General features: G+C 60.4%; 26 protein-coding genes. 14 read left to right on the top strand and 12 right to left on the bottom strand.

The window, feature by feature from the left end; genetic code table 11:
* The first annotated feature begins 57 nt into the window (after positions 1–57).
* Together AB5Y76_RS04390 and AB5Y76_RS04385 are read left to right on the top strand one after the other, a co-directional pair.
* Complete coding sequence (locus tag AB5Y76_RS04390; RefSeq protein ID WP_005335091.1) at positions 58–744, top strand: response regulator; 687 nt, start codon at positions 58–60, stop codon at positions 742–744.
* Complete coding sequence (locus AB5Y76_RS04385) at positions 741–2,183, top strand: ATP-binding protein (RefSeq protein WP_263716939.1); 1,443 nt, start codon at positions 741–743, stop codon at positions 2,181–2,183. The genes AB5Y76_RS04390 and AB5Y76_RS04385 overlap by 4 nt, the downstream gene beginning before the upstream one ends.
* 95 nt (positions 2,184–2,278) lie before the next feature.
* On the opposite strand, the gene AB5Y76_RS04380 is transcribed toward AB5Y76_RS04385, so the two are convergent.
* The 3 genes from AB5Y76_RS04380 to AB5Y76_RS04370 all read right to left on the bottom strand — a co-directional run bounded on the left by AB5Y76_RS04380 (position 2,279) and on the right by AB5Y76_RS04370 (position 4,714).
* Positions 2,279–3,571 carry a phospholipase gene (locus AB5Y76_RS04380; RefSeq protein ID WP_263716940.1) on the bottom strand — a complete coding sequence of 431 codons (1,293 nt, stop codon included), beginning with the start codon at positions 3,569–3,571 and terminating at the stop codon, positions 2,279–2,281.
* Positions 3,572–3,604: 33 nt separating this feature from the next.
* A complete protein-coding gene (locus AB5Y76_RS04375) occupies positions 3,605–4,081 on the bottom strand; it encodes a CesT family type III secretion system chaperone (protein ID WP_245096328.1) in 477 nt (158 codons plus the stop codon).
* Between the two features lie 138 nt (positions 4,082–4,219).
* Complete coding sequence (locus tag AB5Y76_RS04370) at positions 4,220–4,714, bottom strand: RimK/LysX family protein (protein ID WP_263716941.1); 495 nt, start codon at positions 4,712–4,714, stop codon at positions 4,220–4,222.
* 381 nt (positions 4,715–5,095) lie between these two features.
* On the opposite strand from AB5Y76_RS04370, the gene AB5Y76_RS04365 reads away from it, so the two are divergent.
* The 5 genes from AB5Y76_RS04365 (at position 5,096) to AB5Y76_RS04345 (ending at position 10,043) form a co-directional block, all read left to right on the top strand.
* Complete coding sequence (locus AB5Y76_RS04365) at positions 5,096–6,139, top strand: GMP reductase (protein ID WP_005348017.1); 1,044 nt, start codon at positions 5,096–5,098, stop codon at positions 6,137–6,139.
* Between the two features lie 96 nt (positions 6,140–6,235).
* Positions 6,236–7,432: an elongation factor P maturation arginine rhamnosyltransferase EarP gene (gene earP, locus AB5Y76_RS04360; protein WP_368177688.1), complete on the top strand. Its 1,197-nt coding sequence runs from the start codon at positions 6,236–6,238 to the stop codon at positions 7,430–7,432.
* A 45-nt stretch (positions 7,433–7,477) separates the two neighbouring features.
* Positions 7,478–8,044 (top strand): elongation factor P, encoded by a 567-nt coding sequence (efp, locus tag AB5Y76_RS04355; RefSeq protein ID WP_005362323.1) that lies wholly within the window; start codon positions 7,478–7,480, stop codon positions 8,042–8,044.
* A 134-nt stretch (positions 8,045–8,178) separates the two neighbouring features.
* Positions 8,179–8,943: an alpha/beta hydrolase family protein gene (locus AB5Y76_RS04350; protein WP_263716943.1), complete on the top strand. Its 765-nt coding sequence runs from the start codon at positions 8,179–8,181 to the stop codon at positions 8,941–8,943.
* A 143-nt stretch (positions 8,944–9,086) separates the two neighbouring features.
* On the top strand, positions 9,087–10,043 hold the full coding sequence (locus tag AB5Y76_RS04345) for a D-2-hydroxyacid dehydrogenase (protein ID WP_263716944.1): 957 nt from the start codon (positions 9,087–9,089) through the stop codon (positions 10,041–10,043).
* A 96-nt stretch (positions 10,044–10,139) separates the two neighbouring features.
* On the opposite strand, the gene AB5Y76_RS04340 is transcribed toward AB5Y76_RS04345, so the two are convergent.
* Together AB5Y76_RS04340 and AB5Y76_RS04335 are read right to left on the bottom strand one after the other, a co-directional pair.
* Entirely contained in the window at positions 10,140–10,622 is a 483-nt protein-coding gene (locus AB5Y76_RS04340) for a YMGG-like glycine zipper-containing protein (RefSeq protein ID WP_263716945.1), read from the bottom strand.
* A gap of 247 nt (positions 10,623–10,869) precedes the next feature.
* Positions 10,870–12,420, bottom strand: coding sequence for a sensor domain-containing diguanylate cyclase (locus AB5Y76_RS04335; RefSeq protein ID WP_263716946.1), 1,551 nt, complete (start codon positions 12,418–12,420; stop codon positions 10,870–10,872).
* Between the two features lie 248 nt (positions 12,421–12,668).
* Between AB5Y76_RS04335 and AB5Y76_RS04330 the strand changes: the two genes are divergently transcribed.
* A complete protein-coding gene (locus tag AB5Y76_RS04330) occupies positions 12,669–13,271 on the top strand; it encodes a nitroreductase family protein (RefSeq protein ID WP_236396609.1) in 603 nt (200 codons plus the stop codon).
* 113 nt (positions 13,272–13,384) lie between these two features.
* On the opposite strand, the gene AB5Y76_RS04325 is transcribed toward AB5Y76_RS04330, so the two are convergent.
* Together AB5Y76_RS04325 and AB5Y76_RS04320 are read right to left on the bottom strand one after the other, a co-directional pair.
* On the bottom strand, positions 13,385–14,032 hold the full coding sequence (locus AB5Y76_RS04325; RefSeq protein WP_263717027.1) for an HAD-IA family hydrolase: 648 nt from the start codon (positions 14,030–14,032) through the stop codon (positions 13,385–13,387).
* A gap of 20 nt (positions 14,033–14,052) precedes the next feature.
* On the bottom strand, positions 14,053–14,298 hold the full coding sequence (locus AB5Y76_RS04320; RefSeq protein WP_263716947.1) for a hypothetical protein: 246 nt from the start codon (positions 14,296–14,298) through the stop codon (positions 14,053–14,055).
* A 116-nt stretch (positions 14,299–14,414) separates the two neighbouring features.
* Between AB5Y76_RS04320 and AB5Y76_RS04315 the strand changes: the two genes are divergently transcribed.
* On the top strand, positions 14,415–15,323 hold the full coding sequence (locus tag AB5Y76_RS04315) for a LysR family transcriptional regulator (RefSeq protein ID WP_100653104.1): 909 nt from the start codon (positions 14,415–14,417) through the stop codon (positions 15,321–15,323).
* Between the two features lie 92 nt (positions 15,324–15,415).
* On the opposite strand, the gene AB5Y76_RS04310 is transcribed toward AB5Y76_RS04315, so the two are convergent.
* From AB5Y76_RS04310 to AB5Y76_RS04295, 4 genes are all read right to left on the bottom strand, one after another.
* Positions 15,416–16,354 (bottom strand): sensor domain-containing diguanylate cyclase, encoded by a 939-nt coding sequence (locus AB5Y76_RS04310; RefSeq protein ID WP_129503445.1) that lies wholly within the window; start codon positions 16,352–16,354, stop codon positions 15,416–15,418.
* A 199-nt stretch (positions 16,355–16,553) separates the two neighbouring features.
* Positions 16,554–17,210 carry an excalibur calcium-binding domain-containing protein gene (locus AB5Y76_RS04305; RefSeq protein ID WP_263717028.1) on the bottom strand — a complete coding sequence of 219 codons (657 nt, stop codon included), beginning with the start codon at positions 17,208–17,210 and terminating at the stop codon, positions 16,554–16,556.
* A 132-nt stretch (positions 17,211–17,342) separates the two neighbouring features.
* The gene (locus AB5Y76_RS04300) at positions 17,343–17,909 is read right to left on the bottom strand and encodes a cysteine hydrolase family protein (protein ID WP_263716948.1); all 567 of its coding nucleotides are present in this window, start codon (positions 17,907–17,909) and stop codon (positions 17,343–17,345) included.
* A 49-nt stretch (positions 17,910–17,958) separates the two neighbouring features.
* Positions 17,959–19,122 carry an FAD-dependent oxidoreductase gene (locus AB5Y76_RS04295; RefSeq protein WP_263716949.1) on the bottom strand — a complete coding sequence of 388 codons (1,164 nt, stop codon included), beginning with the start codon at positions 19,120–19,122 and terminating at the stop codon, positions 17,959–17,961.
* A 265-nt stretch (positions 19,123–19,387) separates the two neighbouring features.
* Here AB5Y76_RS04295 and miaB point away from each other — a divergent pair, with 265 nt between their 5' ends.
* The 5 genes from miaB to lnt all read left to right on the top strand — a co-directional run bounded on the left by miaB (position 19,388) and on the right by lnt (position 25,059).
* A complete protein-coding gene (miaB, locus tag AB5Y76_RS04290; RefSeq protein ID WP_005335132.1) occupies positions 19,388–20,821 on the top strand; it encodes a tRNA (N6-isopentenyl adenosine(37)-C2)-methylthiotransferase MiaB in 1,434 nt (477 codons plus the stop codon).
* Between the two features lie 54 nt (positions 20,822–20,875).
* A complete protein-coding gene (locus AB5Y76_RS04285; RefSeq protein WP_263716950.1) occupies positions 20,876–21,925 on the top strand; it encodes a PhoH family protein in 1,050 nt (349 codons plus the stop codon).
* Positions 21,922–22,386: an rRNA maturation RNase YbeY gene (ybeY, locus tag AB5Y76_RS04280; RefSeq protein ID WP_005354089.1), complete on the top strand. Its 465-nt coding sequence runs from the start codon at positions 21,922–21,924 to the stop codon at positions 22,384–22,386. The genes AB5Y76_RS04285 and ybeY overlap by 4 nt, the downstream gene beginning before the upstream one ends.
* A gap of 95 nt (positions 22,387–22,481) precedes the next feature.
* Positions 22,482–23,366 carry a CNNM family magnesium/cobalt transport protein CorC gene (gene corC, locus AB5Y76_RS04275; RefSeq protein ID WP_005354092.1) on the top strand — a complete coding sequence of 295 codons (885 nt, stop codon included), beginning with the start codon at positions 22,482–22,484 and terminating at the stop codon, positions 23,364–23,366.
* Positions 23,367–23,514: 148 nt separating this feature from the next.
* Entirely contained in the window at positions 23,515–25,059 is a 1,545-nt protein-coding gene (gene lnt / locus AB5Y76_RS04270; RefSeq protein ID WP_139426675.1) for an apolipoprotein N-acyltransferase, read from the top strand.
* Between the two features lie 66 nt (positions 25,060–25,125).
* Here lnt and AB5Y76_RS04265 read toward each other — a convergent pair whose 3' ends face one another.
* The gene (locus AB5Y76_RS04265) at positions 25,126–26,310 is read right to left on the bottom strand and encodes a MerR family transcriptional regulator (RefSeq protein ID WP_263716951.1); all 1,185 of its coding nucleotides are present in this window, start codon (positions 26,308–26,310) and stop codon (positions 25,126–25,128) included.
* Positions 26,311–26,361: the final 51 nt, after the last annotated feature.

Raw genomic sequence — 26,361 nt, 5'->3', positions numbered from 1 at the left:
CACGGCACGCCCTGGCGCTGAGCCAGATCGCCACACCCAACAAACAGGGAGAAAAGAATGCGGATCCTGCTGGTGGAAGATGATGTGATGCTGGGGGATGGTATGCAGGATGCACTGCGCCATAGCGGCTACACGGTGGACTGGCTGCAACAGGGGTTGCCCGCTCTGGCAGCCCTCAAGAGCGACGAGTTCGCCGCCCTGATCCTCGATCTCAACCTGCCCGACATCGATGGCCTCAGCCTGCTGCGCAAGTTGCGGCGTGAAGGACACCAGCTGCCGGTGCTGATCCTCACCGCCCGCGATGCGCTGGACGATCGGGTAGTCGGCCTCGATGCCGGCTCCGACGACTACATGGTCAAGCCCTTCGCCCTGCAGGAGCTCAACGCCCGTCTGCGAGCCCTGGTTCGCCGCAGCAAGGGGCAGGCTCAAGCGGTGCTGGAGTATGGTGATATCCTTATCTATCCCGAATCCCAGCAGGTCACCTATCAGGGGGAAGCGGTCAAACTCACCCCCCACGAATACAAATTGCTGCAGGAGCTGATCAGCCAGAGCGGCCGGGTGCTGAGCAAGGATCAGCTGCAACAGAGCCTCTACGGCTGGGATGAAGGGGCCGAGAGCAACGCGGTAGAGGTGCATATCCACCATCTGCGCAAGAAGTTCTACAGCGACCTCATCCGCAATATTCGCGGGGTCGGCTACATCATTCCCCAGCTCGAACAGCCAAGCCGGACACCCGCACGATGAAACGCCCCCGCTCCATTCGCCGCTTTCTGCTCACCGGTATCCTGACGCTGGTGAGCCTGAGTCTCACCATCAGCGCCTTTATCGGCTACATGGAGGCGAGCCACGAGATGGAGGAGCTGTTTGATGCCCGCCTCGCCCAGTCGGCCCGCATCACCAACCAGCTGCTGGCTCGCTATATGGCCCAGCAGGGGCAGCTGCCCGCCAACGGCACCGTCTATCAGGAGTGGGAGGCGCAGAACCCCGATGAGTGGCAAAAAGACCCCAGCCTCAACCTGACCGGTGAGGATCGGGAGATCACCCCTTACGGCCACGAGTTCGAACGCAATCTCTACTTCCAGCTGCTCGATGAAAAGGGCGGCTTGCTGCTGCGCGCCCCCAGCGCCCCGGAGCAGCCGCTGGTCACCCTGGCTATCGGCTTCGACACGGTCGAAAAAGATAACCACCAGTGGCGCACCTTCACTCTCTACAACCAGCAGGAGCAGACCTGGCTGGTGGTAGCCGAGCGGGACGACGAGCGCAGCGAACTGGCCAGCAAGATGGCCACCCTCACCATGCTGCCGCTGCTGATCACCCTGCCCTTTCTGCTGGCCCTGCTTTGGTGGCTCATCACCCGCGGGCTGGCCCCCCTGCGTCAGCTGGCCCAGGCCATCAGCGAACGTCACCCCGCCAACCTGAGCCCGCTCAGCCTCAAGATAAGCGCGCAGGAGCTGACGCCCCTCACCAACGAGATCAACCGGCTGATGCAAGCGCTGGCGGAGACCATAGAGCGGGAGAAACAGTTCACCAACGAGGCGGCCCACGAGCTGCGCACCCCGCTGGCGGTGCTGCGGATCCACAGTGAAAATGCCCTGGCTGCCGAAGATGAAGTGAGCCGCCAGCAATCCCTGCACAAGATGCTGCAAGCCCTAGACCGCAGCGATCGGCTGATCCGCCAACTGCTGACCCAGGCCCGTATCGACAACCAGCAGGGACTGGTACTAACCGAGCTGGAGATAGGCCACCTGCTGCAAGGCACCCTCGCGACCCTGGCACCCATCGCGCTCAAGAAGGATCAGCAGCTATCGCTGGAGTGTGAATTGCCGCAGCTGGTGATGGGACAGGCCACCCTGCTCGAACTGCTGTTCAGCAATCTCATCGACAATGCGCTGCGCTACACCCAGCCGGAGGGCGAGATCAGGGTGCGGGTACTGCGAGAGGGCAACCGGGTGAGGGTAGATGTGAGCGACAACGGCCCCGGCATTCCCGCCAACGCCTTGCCCCGGCTGTATGAACGCTTCTTTCGGGTCAATCCCCAGCAGGGGGATGGCGTGGGGCTCGGCATGGCCATCGTCTCGCGCATCGCCCAGTTGCACGGCGCCGACCTCGATGTCCACAACCGGCCGGAAGGGGGGCTGGAGGTGAGCGTCTGGCTACCGACCCACACCCACTCCCAGCCCTGATCCGAAAATGACAACGTCTCCCCAAGGGAGGCGTTGTTCATGGATAGTTCGCACACTGACGCTACACGACTTGTTGCGGCGCCATCACCCGTAGATCAGGCAAGCAGTGCATCCAGACCTGCCGTCACCGCCTCCATGCGATGCCCGCCAGAGTGTTCAATCACATAACGCTTGCCCACCTGGGAAGAGGCATCCAGCCCGAACACACCGTGCTCCACCTTCTGGCTCAGCGGATCCCCGCTGGTGTTGACGTGGGTGACATTGGCATCGTCCAGCTTGTGAGCGAGGCGATCACGCAATCCGACATGCAGCCCCATGCTGTTGAACGCCGTGACCTTGAGCCCGTGCTTGATGCCGGCATATTGCGCCAGACCGCCCCCCAATGAGTGGCCTAGCACCTCGACCTTGCCGCCATACTGCTGGGCAAAGGCCTTAACCAGCCGGTCGGCATCTTGAAACGCACTGTCCTTGATGCCAAGGGCCGCGCCAGCATCGCTCTTCAGGGTGCTGGGGCGTTTGGCAGGCTGAGTGCCCACAAACGAGAGCACCATGGTATCGCCACGCTTGTAAACGGCGACCTTGAGCGCAGACCAGGCATCACCTGTCAGGATAAAGGGGTCATTCTCGTTCTTGCCCGGGGTGACATGAAGTGTCAGGGCACTCCCGGTGCCACCGGAACCATCTTCACGGCGGGCCAATATCGAAGGGGGAATATCTGCCAGCGTGGCGTGACTGTAGCCTGCCGGCATCTCCCGATAACTGCTGGAGCAGCTGACCCGCGCCAGCTGGGCCGCATCCACCACAGCTCTCGCCCCCTCGGCAGTCAGTGGTTCCTGCTGCGCCTTCGCCACGAAGGCCGGTTTGATGATCCCCTTGGCGGTACTCAAGGCCTGCTGTGAGCCCTGTTGCAACCGCTCTGACATACCAAGCGGTAGATGGGAGGCCCCCTTCATCACGCTACCCGCCAACCCCAGAGAGGAGGAGGCCACCAGACGCGCCGCTGACTCGCAAAGGTTTTTCACCCCGGCCACCCCAGCCGTCACCGCACCGCTGGCCACGCTGCTGACACCACCGGTGATATTGGCCAGCCCTTTGATGATGGCGCCCGTCCAGTAACGGGCTTTGCCCTTGGCACTCTGGGCATGGGAATCATGGCCGCCCTGGATGGCGATGCCAATCTTGCGAGCCGGGGCACTGAGGGTCAACCACTTGAGCGAGGTGTTCAAGACCTTGCCCGGCTGAACCCGGGAGCCGAAGCCGAGGCTGGTATAGTGAGAGACCAGATTGTGATGAACCGAGTGCTGGCGCGATGAGGATTGCACCTCCCCATGCTCATGAGAGGCCACAGCGCTAGCACGCTGGGGTTGTCCAATGCTTTGAATAGACATCTTCTACTCCTGATTAATACCAATGACGATCCATCAACACGGGATCATGACGCCAGATAACGGGGAGGGAATGGCAGCTGTCTCCTGCCGGGCGTGCAACGCCTGCAATTGCGTCTGCAAGGTGACGCCGAGATCAAGAAATTCGCCCAAGGTCTGCATAAACAGAGTTTTATCGAGCATTTCGATAAGAGAGGAAAAGGTCAGCACCAGATGGTTGCTGCGACTGTCCAGACTGATCTGGCTTCCCCCCGTGGTCAAACCAAACATGTTCAGCTCAAGGGCCGAGCGGGTCAGCTGCAACTGACTTACCGCATCGTCAGGCAGACGCAGCAAGGGGATATAGAGGTAGCATGCCTGCAGATCATCGTTATCGGGCACTTCGACCAGGCACTCGCCATCCAGACCGAATGGCACACGGCAGTGGCCATCGTTGCCCAGACTCAAGGCTACGCCCTGCTGTTCGCCCGCGAGCAATAGCCATTCAGATACGATTTGTTGATAGGGTTTCACTATGATGCACTCCACGCTCGAGCCCTTGCTGGCGAACGAGCTCGCACGCTTCAGGGTATGGTGGAGATGCTACCTCTGGCAGAGGTGCGGGGATTTAGCTGTGAAACGGCGTTTTTTAGATTCACGCCGAAATTGCCCCTAACGGCAGGCGGGCTGCACGGTAAAGGTTCGACCGGAGTCAACCGGACCCAACCCCGCCAGCAGGCGGCGGCCCAGCAGCACCGGATAGATCATCTTGCTGCGATCCCGCAGGGTGAACCACTCCTCATACACCTTGTCCCCCAGACAGATGGACATGGTCACCGTTGGCCGCTGCTCCATGCCGCCCGCCCCGCGCACCGTCACGCTGCGCTCGACCCGCCGCTCGAACTGCTGTTTGACCAGCTTGCCGCTGTCGGCATCGGTCACCACCAGCATGAAGCGCACCCAGGGCTTGCCATCCCGTTTGAATCTGGTGATGGCGCGTGCATCGAGGGAAGAGGTGAGCGCTCCGGTGTCGAGCTTCATCTTCACCGCCACGCCGGTAGGCAAAATAAGCCCCTTCTCGATCCAGCCATAGCTGGTCGGGGTCTCAGCCAGCGCACTGCCACACAGTGCCAGCATCAGGGTGATCCCCACCATCATCTTGCCCATTTTACTGCCCTGCCTTGTCAATCCTGCGCCCAGATCTACCACAGTCCCATTGTGGGTCAATCCGACTTATTTCAGCTACTTGGATAATATCTGGCGGGTCAGGAGAGAGACGACAAAGAGTGGCCGAACGGCGGCCCAAGCGGGCGGGAATATCGAAGGAGAGCAAGGCACCGAACGGTGCTGGATGAAACTGGTGGTTAACCTCAGGTTGTGACGCCAAAGGCTACCACAAGGATTTACAAATTATCAGTCTTGTTCTGAAGGGATTTTTGCCTACACTGTTGTAAACCGGAGGGCCTGAAAACCACCGGTTTTTTTGCGCCTGCCGAAAATTTGCCACTGCAAAAGTGACTTTCAACAAGGCTCAATAAGGAATTTGTAATGCGTATCGAAGAAGACTTGAAGCTCGGTTTCAAGGATGTCCTGTTCCGCCCCAAGCGCTCTACTCTCAAGAGCCGTTCCCAAGTAAGCCTGACCCGTCAGTTCACCTTCAAACACACTCAGACCCAATGGCAAGGCGTACCCGTCATCGCCGCCAACATGGATACCGTCGGCAGCTTCGCCATGGCGCGCACGCTGGCCGGTTTCGAGATGATGACCGCGGTACACAAGCACTACAGCCTTGAGCAGTGGCAAGCTTTCGTCAACGAGACCGATCCGGCGCTGCTGGGCCATGTGATGGTCTCCACCGGAACCTCGGCTGAAGATTTCGCCAAGACCCGCCAAATCCTCGCCATGTCCGAAGCGCTGCGCTTCATCTGTGTCGATGTGGCCAACGGCTACTCCGAACACTTCGTTGAGTTCGTACGCAAAATTCGTGAAGCCTGCCCCAACCACGTCATTCTGGCGGGCAACGTGGTGACCGGCGAGATGGTCGAAGAGCTGATCCTCTCCGGCGCCGACATCGTCAAGGTCGGCATCGGCCCGGGCTCGGTCTGCACCACTCGCGTCAAGACCGGCGTCGGCTACCCGCAGCTCTCTGCCATCATCGAGTGTGCCGATGCGGCCCACGGCCTCGGCGGCCAGATCGTCGGTGACGGCGGCTGCACCTGCCCGGGCGACGTCGCCAAAGCCTTCGGCGGCGGCGCCGACTTCGTGATGCTGGGCGGCATGCTGGCAGCCCACGAGGAGTGCGGTGGCGAGATCGTCGATGTAGACGGTGAGCCTTTCATGAAGTTCTACGGCATGAGCTCCTCCAGCGCCATGGACAAGCACGCCGGCGGCGTCGCCGAATACCGTGCCTCCGAGGGTAAAACCGTACTGCTGCCCTACCGCGGCCCGGTCGAGAACGCCGTGCGCGACATTCTGGGCGGCGTGCGCTCCACCTGTACCTACGTGGGTGCCAGCCAGCTGAAAGAGCTCACCAAGCGCACCACCTTTATCCGGGTGCGTGAGCAAGAGAACAACGTCTACGGCAAGGAGTAACCTGCCACAGACCGCCGTCACACGCTGACGGTTAGAAGCCAGTCAACCGGTGTGCTACCCTGCGCACCGGTTTTATTGCATCCGGGATCCCGAGCCATGACAACTCCCCTGCCCCCGTTTGACTGGGACATCTTCTGCTGCGTCGTCGACAACTTCGGCGACATCGGCGTCACCTGGCGACTCGCCCGCCAGCTAAAACGGGAGGGGAATATTGCGGCACATGGCAATGAGGTTCAGGTGCGGCTCTGGGTCGACGATCTGGCAAGTTTCGCCCGCATCTGCCCCGGGCTCGACCCGGCGCAGGATGGCCAGTGGGTCGAAGGCATCTATATCCAGCACTGGCATGAGACCCTGCCGAGCGACATGGCACCGGCCAAGGTGGTGATCGAGGCCTTTGCCTGCGAGTTGCCCGCCCCCTTCATAGAGCTGATGGCGAGCCAACCCAAGCCCCCCTGCTGGATCAATCTGGAGTACCTCTCGGCGGAGAGCTGGGTCGAGGATTGCCACGGCCTCGCCTCGCCCCAGCGAGTTGGCAACCAGAGCCTCAACAAATACTTCTTCTTCCCGGGCTTTACCGCTAAAACCGGCGGCCTTTTGTGCGAGCACGACCTCATCACCGAACGGGAGCAGTGGCAGCAAGATGATGCGGGACTGGCAGCCTACTGGGCCAGCCTCGGTTTGCCGCCCAAACAAGAGAACGAGCTGCGGGTCAGCCTCTTTACCTACGAGAGCGATGCGCTGCAAAGCCTGGTCGAGAGCTGGTGCCAGAGCACCACGCCCGTCACCCTGCTGCTGCCGCTGGGGCGCTCTCTCAACGATGTGCTCACCGGTGCCGGTCTGACTGATGCCATCCCTGCGGCCAACGCGGGGGATCTGCTCCACTCGGGTAACCTCACCATCAAGCTGCTGCCGATGACCGATCAGGCCGGTTACGATCGACTGCTGTGGAGCTGCGATCTCAATCTGGTGCGCGGCGAGGACTCCTTCGTACGGGCCCAGTGGGCGGCTCGTCCTTTCCTCTGGCACATCTACCAGCAGGAGGAGGAGGCCCATCTGGTCAAGCTGGAGCAGTTCCTTGACCACTATCTTGCCGATCTGCCCGCCGAATGTGCTCAATGGCTGCGCCGCTTTAATCTGGCTCTCAACCGTGGTGAAGATTGCGGCGAACTTTGGGCCCAATGGCCCCGATATAGCGCCATTTGGCAGCAACATGGGCGAAGCTGGTCACAGAAGTTGCTCCAGGATGGGGATCTCGTCACACGGTTGGTGAAATTTTTAGAAAGCCGTATATAATCTGGCAGTTTTTATCCGTCCGTTTCACGAACAGGAATTTTTTACATGAAAACCGCACAGGAAATCCGCGCTGGTAACGTAGTCATGATCGGCACCGAGCCGATGGTGGTTCAGAAGGCTGAATTCAACAAATCCGGCCGTAACTCCGCCGTGGTCAAAATGAAGCTGAAAGGCCTGCTGAACGGCAGCGCCACCGAGACTGTCTTCAAGGCCGACGACAAGCTGGACGTTGTTCAGCTGGAGCGTAAAGAGTGCACCTACTCCTACTTCTCCGACCCCCTGTATGTCTTTATGGACACCGAGTACAACCAGTACGACGTAGAGAAAGACAACCTGGGTGACGTGCTGAACTACCTGGTAGACGGCATGGAAGACATCTGCGAAGTGACTTTCTACAACGAGAAAGCCATCTCCGTAGAACTGCCGACCACCATCGTGCGTGAAGTTGAGTACACCGAGCCGGCTGCCCGTGGCGACACCTCCGGTAAAGTGACCAAGCCTGCCCGTCTGAAAGGCACTACCTACGAGCTGGCTGTTGCCGCTTTCGTAGAGATCGGTGACAAGATCGAAATCGATACCCGCACCGGTGAATTCAAGCGTCGCGTCAACTAATTGACCGCTTTGAATTGATTACAAAAAAGCGAGCCACCGGCTCGCTTTTTTATTGCCTCCGAGTTGCCATCACACCGCCCGCCTTCAGAAAATCCCGCCGCCGCCGCTAACCCAGATAACCGGGGGAGCACACTATGGCCAGATTATCCTTATCACTGCTGTTATTGACCTTGCTGGCTGGCCATGGGGCAGAGGCGAGCGAGGTCGCGCCCCCCGTTGCCGAGCCAATGCCCCTCGACCATTGGCAAGCCAGCGACTGGAAAGGGCTACCCGATGCCACCCAGATCGACAAGCAGACTGTGCTGTTTGCCAAACACGACAGTGAAAACTATCTGGGGCTCGCCATTTTACTGCCCGACTGGCAGCGCAGCGGCCAGCTCTGGCAACTGACTCGCGCCCTCGGTCGGCTGGGCTTTGATACCCTGCTGCTGCTCCCCTCCCCCCAGCAGACCAAACTGGACCCAGCCGCCGAGAAAAAAGCGAAAAACAGCGATGAGTTTCGCAAGCAGTTTGCCGAGCGGATCAGCAAGCTGGTCGATGCCAAGCTGCAGGAGGGGGGCTTCAAGCTGATCCTGGCGCAAGGCACAGGCGCAGCCTGGACCACCAACCTCATTGCTAGCGAACAGTTGCCAGCCCCCGATGCACTGGTGCTGCTCGATGGCTTCTTCCCCAATCAGCAGAGCAACCAGACCCTGGCCAAACAGGTGGCTCAGGCGGCCATCCCCACTCTGGACCTCTATCAGGAGGATGGCGGTCGCTGGCCACTGCTGGCCGCCGAGGCCCGCAAAAGCGAGAGCCGGCGCAGCAACAAGCTCAACTATCGCCCCTATGCCCTGATGGAGCTGGAGGAGACCCCCACCCGCATTCAGGGCTGGCTCAACCATCTGGGCTGGCTCTAAACCGGCCGCTAGCGTGGCGCAATAAAGCGCGCAAGCTCACATCTGCCGGATAAAGCCCAACCCTGCCACAGCGGCAGGCTGGCCCTGACTGCATCCTCTTTGGCATCATGGCCTCTCGAACCTGAACAATGGCAGGAAGGCTCATGCAGCAGATTGTGTTTCTCGACAGCGATACCCTGGATGCGGGCATCACCCTGCATCACCCCGACTTCCCCCACCACTGGCAAAGCTATCCAAGTACTACCCCGGAACAGGTGGTGGAACGGCTCAAAGATGCCAGCATCGCTATCATCAACAAGGTACGGATCGGCGCCGCCGAACTGGCCCAGCTGCCGGAGCTCAAACTCATCGCCCTGGCCGCAACCGGCAGCGACAACGTGGATCTGGAAGCGTGCCGCGCCGCCAACGTCGGGGTGTGCAATATCCGCAATTACTCGGGCCCCTCGGTGCCGGAGCACGCCATGGCGCTGATGCTGGCCCTGTCACGCAACCTCTTCTGCTGGCGCCAGTCGCTGCTGGAGGGGCGCTGGCAACAGAGCGGCCAGTTCTGCTTCTTCGACCACAACATCATGGATCTGCACGGCAAGCAGCTTGGCATCATCGGTAAGGGAACTCTGGGACAGGCGCTTGGCGAGCGGGCCAAAGGCATGGGAATGAGTGTGCGCTACGCCCAGAGCCAGGTCGGCGCCAGCCACGACGAGGATCGCCTGCCCCTCGACGAGTTGCTGCAAAGTTCGGATGTGATCAGCCTGCACTGCCCGCTCACCCCCTACACCCGCAACCTGATTGGCGAGCGGGAGCTGGATCTGATGAAACCGGGCGCCCTGCTGATCAACGTCGGCCGTGGCGGGCTGGTGGATGAGGAGGCGCTGCTGCAAGCGCTGGCCAACGGCCGCCTCGGTGGCGCCGGTTTCGATGTGGCGAGCGTCGAACCCCCGCCTCCCAACCACCCCTTGATGAAGGCGCTGCAATACCCCCACTTCATTCTGACCCCCCATGTGGCCTGGGCCAGCGAGGAGTCGATGCAGCGTCTCGCCGATCAGCTGATCGACAACATCAACGCCTTTGCCGCCGGTCGCCGCCAGCACCGGCTGGTGTAACCGCACGAGCGAGTAACCGCAAAATCGAGTGACCACACCATGCAAAACGGGACCAACAGGCCCCGTTTTGCATCTTTCGCACTCACTGCGTGCACATCAATCGTCGTCGTGCCATCTGTGCTTCTTATACTTTTTGTACTTCTTGTGGTGCTTGTGATGGTGATGATCATCGTCATCATCGTAATAGCGATCCTGGCTCTTGTGGCCATCGCCGGTCTTGGCACCGATGGCCGAACCGCTCGCCCCGCCGACCCCGGCGCCGATCAGCTGACCGGTATCACCACCGACACTCTTGCCGATGGCGGCACCGCCCAGCGCCCCCACCGCGCCGCCAAGGGCCGCTTCATTCTTGTTGCCCTTGTTGGCCGTCGCGGCGCCACCGGCAGCACCGCCCAACGCAGCCCCCACCAGCGCACCGGTATCGCCACCCAGCTCCTTGCCGATCATGGTGCCCGCCACACCGCCTGCGCCGCCACCCAAAATGGTATTAAGGGTCTCGGAAGCATGCACGGTCGTGCTGCCAGCCAGCAAGGCGCCCAGCAATGCCAGTGCGCGAAGAGCACGCGAATTCATCTCCATGGGTACTCCTGTCAAAACTGATTAATATTCAGCGGCACTATACAAAGTGCCACGGGGTTCGCCAGCCAGCAGAAATGAGGGATGCGACAGTCAATGGCCGCACGGCCACCGCCCAGAATGGAAGAGTAAAATCAAGCAATTGAATTTAAAGATTAAAATCACCAAAAAGCCAAACTATTACGGCTGGGCGCCCCACAATCAGGTTGTCGTGTCCCGGCACAGACCCGCCGCGCTGGGACAAAAGCTGTCAGTCAGCAGCCTCATCCGCCAGATGCCAGCAGTCCCGGCCAGCCTCCTTGCTACGATAAAGGGCTGCATCAGCACGCTCAAAGATGGGGTCGGCAACGGGTGAATGGCAGGCGCCGCCGATACTCAAGGTGACCTGCCCCTTGTGCTCACGCCACTGCTGATGTCGCACCACCTCAAGCAGACAATTGAGCTTCTCCGCCAGCTCATCCTGTGGCTGTTGCAGCAGAGCGGCAAACTCATCGCCACCAATCCGGTAAACCGTGCTCACCCCCAGCACATCAGCAAGGCAATTGGCCACCCGACACAGCACCTGATCGCCGAAGGCATGACCCCGACTGTCATTGAGTCCTTTGAAGTGATCAATATCAAACAAAAGCAGCCAGAAGCGCTCCCCCCTCAGCTCCAGCGCGCTCTTGTGCTGTTCGAAGGCTCGCCGGTTCATGATACCGGTCAGAGGGTCCCGCAACAGCGCATCCTGCCCCTTGAGGAAGCTGGCCCTGACCTGATCGATCTCGTTCAGGCTGCGACGCACAAACCAGGTATTGGCCTTGGTGATGGGGGGAGAACTCTCCAGATTGCGCACGATACCGGTCAGTGAACCCGACACCAGCGCCTGCTCCTGGCGGAAGATCCGCACCAGCAGACTCAGCGTGCAACACCAGATGGCAAACAGGGAGATCAATGGCAAAACCACCATCTGCAGCGCCTCATAGAGGCTGTTGCGAAACAGCACGGGCGGCAGATAGATATTCAGATCCCAGCCAATGTCCGCCAGCTCGCGCTTAAGGAAAGTACCATGACACAACACATCCAGACCGAGCCACTGCTGGCCCTGATGCTGCTCGATTGGGTGATCTGCCAGCAGATCCATATTGCTGCCCACCACCAGCTGGCCGCTGTCGCGCAAGGTAAGATAGAGTGCAGCCTGATTGCCGCCAACCGTCCGCTGTAGCGCCTGCTGCAGCGAGTCGAATGACATGTCGACCATCAGCAGACCCAGCAGTTGCCCCTGATCGTCCCGCACCCGTTTGATCAGGCTGAGTATCAGTTCATTGGTATTGTATTCAGGGTAGGGGCCAAACCAGACGAGCTCGTCGCCCGGCATGGTGGTCACCTGATACCAGGGTCGCAGCGCCGCCTGATAACCGGGGGGCGGTAGCCAGTCCGGGTAGCTGTCGATACGATCCGCGTTCAAGTTGTAAAAGTAGATGTAGTGGTTGCCTGGTTTGATCTTGTGTGCAATGGCCCAGATGGGGGAGTCGGCCAGCCCGCCGCGAGCGATCTTCTCCTTGTCGAGCGAGGCCTCCAGCACCGCCAGTTGCCGCTCATTGACCTTCACCATCTCGTGGATCAGGGACGCTTCAACGGAGGAGGCCATGTGGCCGAAGCCGGATACCGTCATGTCGATATCCCTCAGATAACTGGCAATAGCCATGATGATCGTCACTATCAGGATCATCAAACCAATCAATGCAGAGAGGGGGACCAGCACATAGTAGCGTTTATTGAGATACGAACGGCTCACATCACATCCGAACCAAGAAAACATACGGGGATTGTGGGAGAGAAGGGAGAGTGAATCATTGATTAATATCACTTTCGCGCCCCTTAAATGACATTTCCAACATTAGTGAAACGTCAAGGTTCGCAAACGAATATCAACTGACAGGAAAAACGCTAGTTACCCCGGGTTAACCCCGCTCTGCATTGCGGGTGTTATAGTCTATACCTGATTCGGCAGGCGCTGGACAAACCGTCCATCACCGGCTGCAACGCCAAGCAGAACAAGGAGATGTTATGAGCAGTCCGTTTATCGAACAGATCAAAGCACGTCGTACCATCTATGCCCTAGGTGACCAGGTGTCCCACACGCCGGAGCAGCTGACGACCCTGATCCAGGATGCCATCAGGCACAGCCCCTCCTCCTTCAACTCCCAGAGCTCCCGTGCCGTCATCCTGTTTGGCGCCCAGCACCACAAGCTGTGGGATATCGTCAAAGCCGAGTTGAAAAAGATTGTGCCGCCAGAGGCCTATGCCCAGAGTGAGGCCAAGGTAGATGGCAGCTTTCGCGCAGGCTTCGGTACCGTGCTGTTCTTCGAAGACACCGGCGTCATCAAGGATCTGCAGCAAAAATTCGCCCTCTACGCCGACAACTTCCCTATCTGGTCGGAACATGCCACCGGCATCGCCCAGTTTGCGGTCTGGACGACGCTGGCACAGGAGAAAGTCGGTGCCTCCCTGCAGCACTACAACCCGCTGATCGACGAGGCGGTACGCAAGGAGTGGAACCTGCCCGCCAGCTGGCTGCTGCGCGCCCAAATGCCCTTTGGCAGCATCAAGCAACCGGCCGGTGACAAGACCTTTATCGACGACGCTACCCGTTTCCGCGTTTTCAAATAACGGCCAGATAGCAAAACGCCCCCGCATCTCGGGGGCGTTTTTATTGCGGCATACAGTGTTGATGGCGATGGTTCATACCGCAATCTGCGGTCATAACACGCTTTATCCACCGCTCAGGCGGGCAGCGTCACCAGCAGGGATGTCTCTCCAATCTCCACATTCACCTCGCGCCAATCGCGGATCACCGCCACCACCGCCGGATTGAGCGGCGCATCGCCCCCTACCTGCACCACACTGCAACCTGCACGCAGGGCACTCTCGATACCGGCCGGGGCATCCTCGAACACCAGACAGCAATCAGGCGAGACGCCAAGCCGTTCAGCCCCCAGCAGATAGGGCTCGGGATCGGGTTTTCCATTGATCACAGCTTCGGCCCCCACGAGCACGGCCGGCAGCGGCAAACCGGCACAATTCAGGCGGTGACGGGCAACCTGCTCACTGGCGGAGGTCACGATGGCCCAAAGCTCTGGCGGCAAGCGGCGCAGCAACTCGCCAGTCCCTGCGATGGCGTCGCCGCCGGTATGCAGCATCTCCAGCTCGTCGAGCCGCGCCGCTTCCCGCTCCACATCCAGCTGCGGGGCCAGCGCCCGGATCACCTCCCGCGAACGCATACCGTGACACATCGCCAGCACCGGCTCAGGGGCAAACTGATGATACTGGCACCAGAACCGCCACACTTTCTCCACATCGCCGGTCGAGCAGACCAGAGTACCATCCATATCGAGCAGCAGGGCGGATACCGACAGGGTGAGCGTGTTCATGCCAGCACTCATACAGACACTCATACAGGCACCCCGGCCAGCTCAGGCAGAGAGCCAGAGAACGCATCGGCAAAGGCCTGCTGCTGGGCGGCACGCTCATAACAGGCCAACGCCTGCTCGGCACTGCCAGCCCACACTTGCAAGGGGCCGACCACAAACCCCTGTTGCAACAGGCTGCCGAGCAGCTCCCCCGTCTCCGGGGCCGCCAACGGCTGAGCCAGCACCAGCTTGCCCTTGATCAAAAAGAGATAGCGTTGGGTAGACATGATATGGCTCCTTGTTCCGGTTCAGAGGAGGGCGATTCCCCCCTTGCCGAGCCATTAGAACAAGGCGATTAGATAATTTATAATCAATAAATCGCCACCTTGGATAACCAATTGGAATGAAATTCGACTTGAGGCAACTACAGGCGTTTGTGACGCTGGCCGACACCGCCAACTACCGGGAAGCAGCCAGCCGCCTCTTTATCACCCAGCCGGCCCTCACCAAGCAGATCCAGGGGCTGGAGCAGACGCTGGGCTGCACCCTGTTCAAGCGGGGCCGCCATGGTGCCGAGCTGACGGCGCTCGGCGCCCAGCTGCTCACTCAGGCGAGTGCACTGGTCAAACACGGCAGGGAGTTTGAACGTCACGCGCTGGCGGTGGCGAGTGGCGTGGCCGGTCGGCTCAAGATTGGCTTCGGTCTGTCGAGTTTCGCGCTGGCCCCTGCGCTGGTGGCCCGCTTCAAGCAGCAGGTTCCGGACGTGATGGTCCATCTGCAGGATATGCCCTCCGCCATCCAGCAGGAGCAGCTGCTCTCCGGCCAGTTGCAGCTTGGCTTTATGCGCAGACCTCAGATGCCGCAGTTGCAGGAACACAGACTGCTGATCGACCGGCTGGTGCTGGCGGTGCCGACACGGATGACCGAGCCAGACCCGGCCGCATTCGACGTCCAGCAGGCACTGACCAGTCAACCCCTGTTGCAGATGGTGGGCCACCGCTGCCCCGGTCTCAGCCAGCAGATCGCCGGTTTTCTCGGCGCCAATCGGCTGACCGGCATGGTTCAGGAGGCCGAAGATATCCAGACGCTGGTGGCATTGGTCGCAGCAGGCATAGGCAACGCCATCCTGCCGCGCAGCGTCAGCTTTATCGCAGGGCCCGATGTCACCCTCTATCCTCTCTCTGGTCCCAGCTCCGAGTGGGAGGTCAGCATGGTATGGAATCCGGACTTTGCCGACCCCATCCGGGATCACTTCGTCAGGCAGGTGATCGCCAGCCATCCCCTGCCGGTGTCAGCCACACCCGAGCGCTGAAACCAACGCTCGCTGGTAGCTAACATCGTGCCACGTCAAAACAGTGCGACCCCATCAAGGGGGCGCATGCAGGACAAAAGCGGTAATGCGGCTCAACAGCTGGCGCAGTGACTACGGTTTTTACCCGCCCCCTTGGCGCAATAAAGCGCCGCATCGGCCGCAGCCAGCAACGCCCCTTCCCCCTCCAGCAGTTGCTCTGCCGTGTAGGTGGCAATGCCAATGCTGGCGCTAAGCTGAATATTATTTGCCACCACGATGTCGAGATCGTTGATGGCCTGGCGGATCTCCTCTCCAATCCGCTGAGCCGCATCTCGATCTGTATTGCCGAGGATCAGGGCAAACTCGTCACCACCAAAACGGCAGGGCAGATCCGCCGGACGCTGGCAGAAGGATTGCAGAAGATGGCCCACCAGCTGGAGGGAGCCATCCCCCATCTGATGACCAAGATGGTCATTACACGCCTTGAAGTTATCCAGATCCAGCATGATGAGGGAGAGCGGGGTATGTTCACGCATGCTGCGCCGCCACTCGTTATGCAAAAAGCTGTTGAACAGCCGCCGATTGGCCAGTCCGGTCAGGGGATCATGTTGGGAGAGGCTGGCAACTTCCAGCTCCAGCAGCTTGCGCTCGGTGATATTGATATGGGCGATGGAAAAATACTCGGCATCAAGCCCGGGTACCGGCGCGACTCGCATCATAAACCAGCGCTGGGTGTCGGGGCTGTGGCAGGGGTATTCCAGATAGAACTTCTCCTGCTGATGACGGATAACCCGGAGGATCCCCTCCACGGCAGCCAATCCAGAGGGCTCGGATTCAGCGTCACAAGCCCCCATGTAATTGACCCCAATCCAGTTATATCCCTTGGGCATACCGTTTTGCTCGGCAAACAGATCCCAGGCGAGATTGGTGTAATGGATCACGCCATCCCGATCTATCACCGATATCTGGTCTTCCAGCGAATCCAGCAGTGCAGCCAGATGATGGGCTCGCTCGGCGAAGTGACTCTGCCGCGTCTGTATCTCATCCGCCATGGTGGCCATCCTGTGGCAAAAGTGGCATACCGCCATCTATTAACAATTAAGTCAGCAGATAGAGTAAAGCACCCCATTCCCACTTAGCCAACTGAGACCAAATTTCACCATCGAACACCATCCGGCAAGGTTTCAGGACAGTTTCCCTGTTCCGGATAACAAGAGCACATCATGAGCATATGTATCTGATAAGTCACATTTAATGACCACACCACTGATTTTCACAGGGGATGCCATCTCCTTCCCCATCCATCTTGGTACCAGGGCAGTTTTGTAAAAACCAGGTTGCCTCCTCGCAGGAGGTCATCTGGGAGCAATGCTGCCGACCATCACACTGGCGAATAAAGGTCGTTGCCTGTGGCGTACTGACCTCCTCCTGATTGAAAGAGGAGACCGGCAATGGCGCCATCGACTCGGCCGAGAAACGGGAATAGATGGAAAAGAGGCCGACGAGCACCAGCAGGGGGATCAGTTTGCCACTCCAGCTGCTCTTGCGACGTCGATAGGGGTTACTTCTCTCTCTGGTCAAGGTAGGTCGTGGCGGCTGACTTGCCGCCCGAAACGATGGCGCCGCTGATGATGCGGATGAAGGCTCGGCATCCGCCAACGTGAGCGGGCGATCGGGGAAAAAGACCTGCAACGCCCTTGGCTTACCATCCTGATCACTGCCGATCAGATAGGTGACACGCTCCCCCGGCTCGGGCACGCGACCATCTGATTGCAGCGCCGTAACATGCACAAACAGCCCTGCACCGCGTGATCCATTGATTATCTGCTCGGCGCCATTTTGCTCCGGCGTAATAAATCCAAAGCCGCGCGCCTCGTTCCAGCTCGCGATCCGTCCCTGATAACGCATCTGCCCATCCTTGTTGTTGTCCATGTGAGTACCATATTGCCCGACAATCATGTTGCCCAAAAGCGCTGCGGGCCGACAGAGGGCCGCTGAGTCAATCTCAACACGGTGCTCGGGTGCTGCCTGCGTTAAGGATCAAGCCAGCTGGGACACCTTGATGATCTCGGCGATGCGCCCCAGCATCCGCAGCGAGGTGTGATGCTCGGTGGCATCTGCGGCGGCGCAGGCATCCTCCAGTATGGTGATGGCGTAGTCGCGATCGTGACCATCCCGCGCTGCCGCCTGAATGGCCCAGCTAGTGCTCACCCCGCACAGATAGAGGTGGTCGATGTGATTGGCCCGCAGCGCAGGCTCCAGCGCCGTGCCATAAAAGGGGCTCACTCTGGGCTTGGCCAACACCAGATCGCCGGGCTGCACATCCAGATCAGGATGAAAGTCGGTGCCGCTGTCAGCCAAAGAGAGCGCCCCCAACTGGTGAGCCCGACCAAACATGGGGGAGCCCTTAGGCTGCAGCTGATAGCCACCGTCAAAGCCCACCTTGATCAGCACTACCAGCCAGCCGTTGGCGCGGGCATGGGCCAGCGCCTGATTGGCATGCGCAACAGCATCCTGCTCCAGCACATGGGTTGCGGAGGCGGCAATGCGCCCGTCAGGGTGGGCGATGTCGTTGATAAAATCGATCACCAGCAGTGCCTTGTTCATCACCTTTGCTCCTTCGCGCATTCTGCCCGTGTTATCTGGTTCCTACCTGTCAAACCAGCCCCAGTGCATAGCGCAACGCCATCTCCTTGAGCGGGCCCGCCTTGTCCGCCAGATTGAGAGCCAGATTGCGGGCCAGCTTGAGGGGGCCAATCTCGTTGCTGAACACCCCGTAGAAGAGATCCATCCCCGACTGCATCAGCAGGTTGTCGGGACGACGGCGCCGCTCGTAACGCTCGGCCAACGCCAGTTGATGCCAGTCGGCGCCAGCTCCTTGCAGCAGATCAGCCCAGCAGGCCACATCCTTGAAGCCGAGGTTGACCCCCTGCCCCGCCAGCGGGTTGATGGTGTGGGCAGCATCGCCAAGCAACACCACCCGACCGGCGTGATAGTCGTTGGCGTGGCGGCGCACCAGCGGGAAACTCCCCTTGCCGGTGACGGTAAATCCGCCGAGCCGGCTTGGGAAGTGGCTACGCACCTCGGCGGCAAGCCCTTCGTTGCTCATGGCCGCCAGCGCCCGGATACGGGCCGGGCTGTCATACCACACCAGAGAGCCGTGCTGGCCGGGCAGCGGCAGGAAGGCGCGCGGGCCGCTCGGGGTGAACTGCTGCCAGGTGATATCTTCCTGCGCAAAGTCGGTGTCGATATTGATCAGCATGCAGTGCTGGCGGTACTCGAAGCGCGATACGCCGATATCCGCCAGCTTGCGGGTGTGGGATTCGGCACCATCGCAAGCCAGCACCCAGCGGGCCGCCAGCTCGGTGCCGTCGTCCAGAGTCAGCACAGCTTCATCTGCACTCTGGCGCAGGCTGGTCACCGCCGCCGGGGTGTGGGTCTGGATGGTGGGGAAATCCTCCATCCGTTTGAGCAGGGCGAGCTGCACCAGCCGGTTTTCGATGATGTAGCCGAGCTGGGGCAGACCGAGATCGGCGGAATTGAAGCGGGTGGCAAAACCGTCCAGCTCCCAGGTCTCCAGTCGGCGGTAGGGGCAGAGCCGCATCTGCTGCAGATGGTGCCAGGCACCGGCCTGCTCCAGCAGCGCCACCGAGGCCTGACTGATGGCGGAGACCCGCAGATCCAGCGGCTGCTCCGGCGCGTAATGCTCCGGCAGTTGGGTCTCGATGACCCGCACCGAGAGGCCCTGAGCTGCCAGCAGACAGGCGGTGGCGGCGCCCACCATGCCGGCGCCGACGATGGCGATATCACACTGTTCCATACATTTATTCCTGAAAGGGTGCATCCGGCGACAGCGCCCGGACGTGAACCGGATGGCTGCATGATAGCGCAAGGGCGACTGATAAACAGTGAGACAAACGGGGAATTGCTGCGTCAAATCAAGGAGAAAGCTTATTGAGCTTGCTGGCAACAGGTATCGGGTGAGCACCATTGCCAGCTGGATATTAGCTAGGCAGTATCCAGATTGCGGAGTAAAATGCGCGGTCCTTTGACCATGCCGATTTCAAAACAAGTCAAGAGAAGCAATGAGCAAGAAACTTCACATTAAAACCTGGGGTTGCCAGATGAACGAGTATGACTCGTCCAAAATGGCCGACCTGTTGGATGCCAGCAATGGCTACACGCTTACCGAAGAGCCCGAAGAGGCAGATGTCTTGCTGCTGAATACCTGCTCCATCCGCGAAAAGGCGCAGGAGAAGGTGTTCCACCAGCTGGGACGCTGGAAAAAGCTCAAGGCCAACAAGCCCGGTCTGGTGATCGGCGTGGGTGGCTGCGTTGCCTCTCAGGAGGGCGATGCCATCCGCCAGCGCGCTCCCTATGTGGATATCGTGTTCGGCCCGCAGACCCTGCATCGCCTGCCCGCCATGATCAAGGAAGTGCAAGAGGGCCGTGGTGCCCAGGTTGATATCGCCTTCCCCGAGATCGAAAAATTCGACAGCCTGCCCGAACCGCGCGCCGAAGGGGCCACCGCGTTCGTCTCCATCATGGAAGGCTGCTCCAAATACTGTACTTACTGCGTGGTGCCCTACACCCGCGGTGAAGAGGTGAGCCGACCGCTGGACGACGTGCTCTACGAAATCGCCCAGCTCGCCCAGCAGGGTGTGCGCGAAGTGAATCTGCTCGGCCAGAACGTCAACGCCTACCGCGGTCCGACCTTTGATGGCGGCATCTGCACCTTCGCCGAGTTGCTGCGTCTGGTGGCCGCCATCGACGGTATCGATCGCATTCGCTACACCACCAGCCACCCGATCGAGTTCACCGACGACATCATCGAAGTCTACAAAGATACCCCGGAAGTGGTCAGCTTCCTGCACCTGCCGGTGCAGAGCGGCTCCGACCGCATCCTGACCATGATGAAGCGCCCGCACACCATCCTGGAGTACAAATCCAAGATCCGTCGCCTGCGTGCCGCCCGTCCCGACATCACCATCAGCTCCGACTTCATCGTTGGCTTCCCGAACGAGACGGACGAAGACTTTGAAGCGACCATGAAGTTGATCGAGGATGTGGGTTTCGACATGAGCTTCAGCTTCATCTTCAGCCCGCGCCCGGGCACCCCGGCCGCCGACATGCCCGACGATGTCGACATGGAAGTGAAGAAAGCCCGTCTGGCCCGCTTGCAGCACGTCATCAACAACCAGGCGATGCAGATTGGCCGCGCCATGCTGGGCACCACCCAGCGCATCCTGGTGGAAGGGCCCTCCAAGCTCGACCCGATGCAGCTGTGTGGCCGCACCGAGAACAACCGGGTGGTCAACTTCGAAGGCCAGCACACCCTGATCGGCGGCTTTGCCGACGTGGAGATCACCGAGGTGCGTCCCAACTCCCTGCGCGGCAAGTTCATCCGCGGCGAGAGCGAGATGAACCTGCGGATCGCCACCGCCCCGAGCGAAATCCTGGCCCGTCGCCCGGATAACGTACCGGACGAGCTGGGCGTTGCCGCCTTCACTCCCCATTAATCCCCTCCTCCCCATTCGCCCGGCGGATGGGGAGCGCCTTGAGACGAGGATATTTTGAGCCGACACATCTCGACCCTGAATCTGCATCTGGAGCCCGCCGACAACAAGCGCCTTGCCAGCCTCTGCGGCCCCTTCGATGACAACATCAAGCAGCTGGAGCGCCGCCTCGGCGTCGAGATCAGCTACCGTGACAGCCACTTCCAGTTGGTGGGCAAACCGGCCCAGCTGGATGCCGCCGCCGTCATCCTCAAGCACCTCTATGTGGAAACCCAGCCCCTCAAGGGTGGCAAGGTGACCGATATCACTCCCGATATGGTCCATCTGGCCATTCAGGAGTCGCGGGTGCTGGAGCAGGATGACGAACCGGCGCCGAGCATCCCCTATGGCAAGGAAGTGACGGTCAAGACCAAGCGCGGTCTCATCAAGCCACGCAGCCCCAATCAGGCTCAGTACATTGCCAACATCGTGCGCCACGACATCTGCTTCGGCATAGGCCCGGCCGGTACCGGCAAGACCTATCTGGCGGTCGCGGCAGCAGTGGATGCGCTGGAGCGTCAGGAAATTCGCCGCATTCTGCTGACTCGCCCGGCGGTGGAAGCGGGCGAGAAGCTCGGCTTCCTGCCTGGCGATCTTTCCCAGAAGGTGGATCCTTACCTGCGCCCGCTCTACGACGCCCTGTTCGAGATGCTGGGCTTTGAGCGGGTCGAGAAGCTGATGGAGCGCAACATCATCGAAGTGGCGCCGCTCGCCTATATGCGCGGAAGAACCCTCAATGACGCCTTTATCATTCTTGATGAGGCCCAGAACACCACCACCGAGCAGATGAAGATGTTCCTCACCCGCATCGGCTTCAACTCCAAGGCAGTGGTCACCGGCGACATCACCCAGGTAGACCTGCCGCGCAACGCCAAATCCGGCCTGCGCCACGCGCTGGAAGTGCTGCCAGGGGTCGATGGTCTGTCGTTCAACTTCTTCGAGTCCAAAGACGTGGTTCGCCACCCGGTGGTGGCCCGCATCGTGCAGGCCTATGAGGCGTTCGACGCCAAACAGGCAGCCGAGAAGGTGGCCGGCCAAACAAACTCCAGCAAAGAGAGCGAGCAATGAGCGTAACCCTGGATCTGCAGCTGGCCAGTGCCAGCACTGACGGCCTGCCCACCGAAGCCCAGCTGCAAGGCTGGCTCGACGGCACCATTCTCGGCTTCCAGCAGGAGGCAGAAGTGACGGTGCGCATCGTCGACGAGGCGGAGAGCAACGAACTCAACCTCACCTATCGCGGCAAGGACAAGCCCACCAACGTGCTCTCCTTCCCGTTCGAGGCGCCACCCGGTCTGGAGCTGCCGCTGCTCGGCGATCTGGTGATCTGCCGTCAGGTGGTAGAGCGCGAGGCCGAGGAGCAGGGCAAGCCCCTGATGGCCCACTGGGCCCACATGGTTGTGCACGGCAGTCTGCATCTGCTAGGTTATGACCATATCGAGGATGAGGAAGCCGAAGAGATGGAAGCGCTTGAGCGCGACATCATGCAGGAGCTCGGTTTTGCCGATCCTTATCTGAACGACGAAGAGTAAAGAACCGGATGGTCATCGTCTTGAAACAGCAGATGACCATCCTTATATAACCCGAACTATTTCAAGTGTGTTCATACGAGTAACCAAGAGAGAAAATGACCGACGATCACCCTAGTACCGGCTCGCCGAAGAAAACCTGGCTCGACAAACTCAGCCAACTCTTCCAGGGCGAGCCAAAAGACCGCAATGATTTGGTAGACGTGATAGCCGATGCCGAAGAGCGCGACCTCATCGATCAGGACACCAAGGACATGATCGAGGGGGTGCTGGAGATCGCCGATCTTCGCGTGCGCGATATCATGATCCCCCGCTCCCAGATGGTGACCATCGAGAAGTCCCAACCGGTGGATGCAATCCTGCCGGTGATCATCGAGTCCGGCCACTCCCGCTTCCCGGTGATCAACGAGGACAAGGACCATGTGGAGGGCATTCTGCTCGCCAAGGATCTGCTCCCCTTCGGGTTTGGCGGCCATCACGCCAGCGAGCCGCTGCAGCTCGAGAAAATCTTGCGCCCCACGGTGATCGTGCCCGAAAGCAAACGGGTTGACCGTCTGCTCAAGGAGTTCCGTGAAGAGCGCTACCACATGGCCATCGTGGTCGACGAATTTGGTGGCGTCTCCGGTCTGGTGACAATCGAAGACATACTGGAACTGATCGTTGGCGAGATCGACGACGAGTTTGACGACATCGAGGATGAACCGGACGAAATCCGCCGCCTCAGCAAGCGGGTCTTCTCCATCAGCGCCCTGACCGAGATCGAGGATTTCAACGACTTCTTCGGCACCAAATTCAGCGATGAAGAGGTGGATACGGTCGGTGGTCTGGTGATGCACGCCTTCAGCCACCTGCCCAAGAAGGGCGAGGAGATCGAGCTGGATGGCTACCTGTTCAAGGTGATGCATGCCGACCGGCGCCGTCTGCAGCAGCTGCAGGTGAAGATCCCCGAGCACCACGCGGCAGCGCAATCCGAGCCGCAATAAGCAGATCCGCTCGATGTGTGAAACAACGCCCCGACCTCGGGGCGTTGTGCTCTCTGCCACCGGCATCGAGGCTCGCCGTTGCCCCGCTTACAGGTTAAGATACCGGCCATTCGACCCCAGTTGCACACCAAGACGAGCACCATCGCCCGTGAGATTATCCCCTGTTACTTCCAAAATTCTGTTAAGCCTCAGTGCATTGGCCTCTGGTGCCATCGCCGTGCTGGCCTTCTCCCCCTTCGGCTACTGGCCGCTGGTGATCCCCTCCCTGCTTGGCCTCTACGCCCTGCTGGACAAAGCCACGCCGAAACAGGCCGCCTGGCGCGGTTTTGGCTACGCCATGGGACTCTTTTTGCCGGGGCTGTGGTGGATCCATGTCAGCATGACCGAGTTTGGTGGCATCCCGCTACCGGTCGCCTTCGTGCTGCTGGCCGGGCTCTCCGCCTATCTGGCCCTATACCCGACGCTCGCCTGCTGGGCCTTCGCCCGCTTCTTTGGCGGCCGTCACTGGAGCCGCTGGCTGCTCGCCTTCCCGGCCCTGTGGTTAGTGGCTGACTGGCTGCGCGGCTGGGTGATGACCGGTTTCCCCTGGCTCTGGTTTGGTTACAGCCAGATCGACGGCCCCCTCAAGGGATTTGCTCCCATTCTCGGGGTGCAGGGCATCACCCTCGCCCTGTTGCTGTCCGCCTCCGCTATCTGGCTGGTGTGGAAGTCCCGCTCCCCGCTCTGGCTGGCGGTGCCCGCCCTGCTGGTGGCCGGTGCCCACGGTCTGATGCAGCTCAACTGGGTGACCCGTGGCGAGCCGGTCAAGGTGGCACTGGTGCAGGGCAATATTGCTCAGTCCCTCAAGTGGGATCCGGAGGCGCTGGCCCCCACGGTGCGCACCTATCAGGACTTGAGCCGCGAGAATCAGGATGCCGACATCATCATCTGGCCGGAGTCGGCGATCCCGGCCATCGAGAAGGCGATGGGCCCCTATCTGGAGAATCTGGACAAGGCGATGAAGGTGAACGATACCGGCCTGCTGGCGGGGATCATTCACTACGACGAGCAGCAACAGCGCTTCTACAATACCGTGCTCGGCATGGGGGTGCAGGATGCGGATGGCAAGGAGTCCTACTTCTACAACCACTCCAACCGCTACAACAAGTACCACCTGCTGCCCATCGGCGAATTCGTGCCGTTTGAAGATCTGCTGCGCCCCATCGCCCCCTTCTTCAACCTGCCGATGTCCTCCTTCAGCCGGGGTGACGAAGTGCAGCCAAACCTGATCGCCAAGGGGCTCAAGTTTGCCGCCGCCATCTGCTACGAGATCATCTTCCCAGAGGAGGTGCGCCGCAACGTCAATGCCGATACCGACTTCCTGCTGACCGTCTCCAACGATGCCTGGTTCGGCACCAGCATCGGCCCGTGGCAACATATGGAGATCGCCCGGATGCGCGCGCTGGAGCTGGCTCGTCCGCTGCTGCGCGACACCAACACCGGCATCACCATCGTTACCGAAATCGACGGCAGCATCATCGGCCAGATCCCGCAGTTTGAAGCGGGTGTGCTGCGCAGCGAGGTGCGTCCCGCCCACGGTGAGACCCCCTACATGCGCTTTGGCAGCTGGCCCCTCTACGGCCTGACCGTGCTGCTGCTGGGTCTGGCGCTGGCGCTGCGCCCCAAGGCTCACCCCTGGGCCCGCGAACTGTAATGACCACCCGCAATCCCCGATAAACAAAGAGGCGCCCGCAGGCGCCTCATTTTTTACGACAACTTATCACGCATCTTTTTGCAGGCAGCAGATCACATAGCCGTAACTGCCCAGATATTGGCGGTGGATGGCCACTTCCCTGCTCAAGTCCTGCCAGGCGGCACTCTCCTCCAGCTCGTCTCGATAGCGCACCAGATTGACCTCGATAGGGTCCAGATAGTTGTTCCAGGCGCTCATCGGCAAGGGAGTGTGTGACAGGCAGCTGTAGCCTGCCGCTTGTATCGTCTCAAGCAGGCCCGCCAGCGTCTGCATAGCGGGATAATCCTGCTGCCAGAATGCCAATGCCTCCTCGGGCGGGTTATCGGTCAGCCAGACCGCATCACTGAGCACGATGCAAGCCTGTGGGCTCGCGAGCAGCGGGCGCCACGCCTTCAGTGCATTGGCAACCCCCATCACGTAAGCGCTCCCCTCTGCCCAGATGAGGTCGGCCGGGGCCAGATCATCCGGCAGTGCAGCCATGTTGGCGCAGAGGGTGGAGACATGCTCAAAGCCTGCTGCACGGGCGGAGTGCGCCACGGCGGCCAGCGCCTCCTCTTCCAGATCGATGGCCACAATGGCGGCATCGGTCACCTGAGCCAGCGCCATGGTCGAGGCACCGCGCCCGCAGCCCATGTCGAGGATCCGGCGCGGCCGAATGGGCAAGGCGGCAAACTGCTGCTGGGTGAAGGCGCGATCCCCCGGCCCCCAGTAACTCATGCCATCCAGCAGCTGGATAAAGTCCTTGATGTAACGCTCATGTTCATTCATGTCTTTGCTCAACCATTGCAAGTGGTAGCGATCTTTCTCGCTAAAACCCTGTTTCATCACCCACGCGAAGTAGGCCTCAGGTGCCTCGCGCTGCAGTTGCAGCTGCCAGGCCTTGAATTCCTCACCGGAGCGCGGGCGCAGCCCTGCCAGATCCGCCAACAGATCCCGGGCGCGCTGCATCCGCGCCAGCTCCTCATCCAGCTCCCTGACCCGGGCCTGCAATGCCGCTTGATCTATCTCGCCAGCCAGACAGGCGAGGCACTGCTTGAGGCTGAGACCACCCGCCTGCAGGGCCTGAACCATCTGCAGTCGCTGCAGATCCCCCTCGTCATAGTGGCGATAGCCGTTGGCGGCCCGGGTACCGGCAATCACCCCCAGCTTCTCGTAATAGAGCAGGGTGGAGCGGGCGAGACCGCAGCGGCGGGCCAGTTCGGATATTTTCATGGCAATCACTCACGGTGCAGGCCATCAGGTGACCCGATAGAGACGAGCTTA

This window comes from Aeromonas sp. R1-2, assembly GCF_040908505.1.
Lineage (GTDB): Bacteria > Pseudomonadota > Gammaproteobacteria > Enterobacterales > Aeromonadaceae > Aeromonas > Aeromonas veronii.
This window is presented reverse-complemented; position numbering and strand designations above follow the sequence as displayed.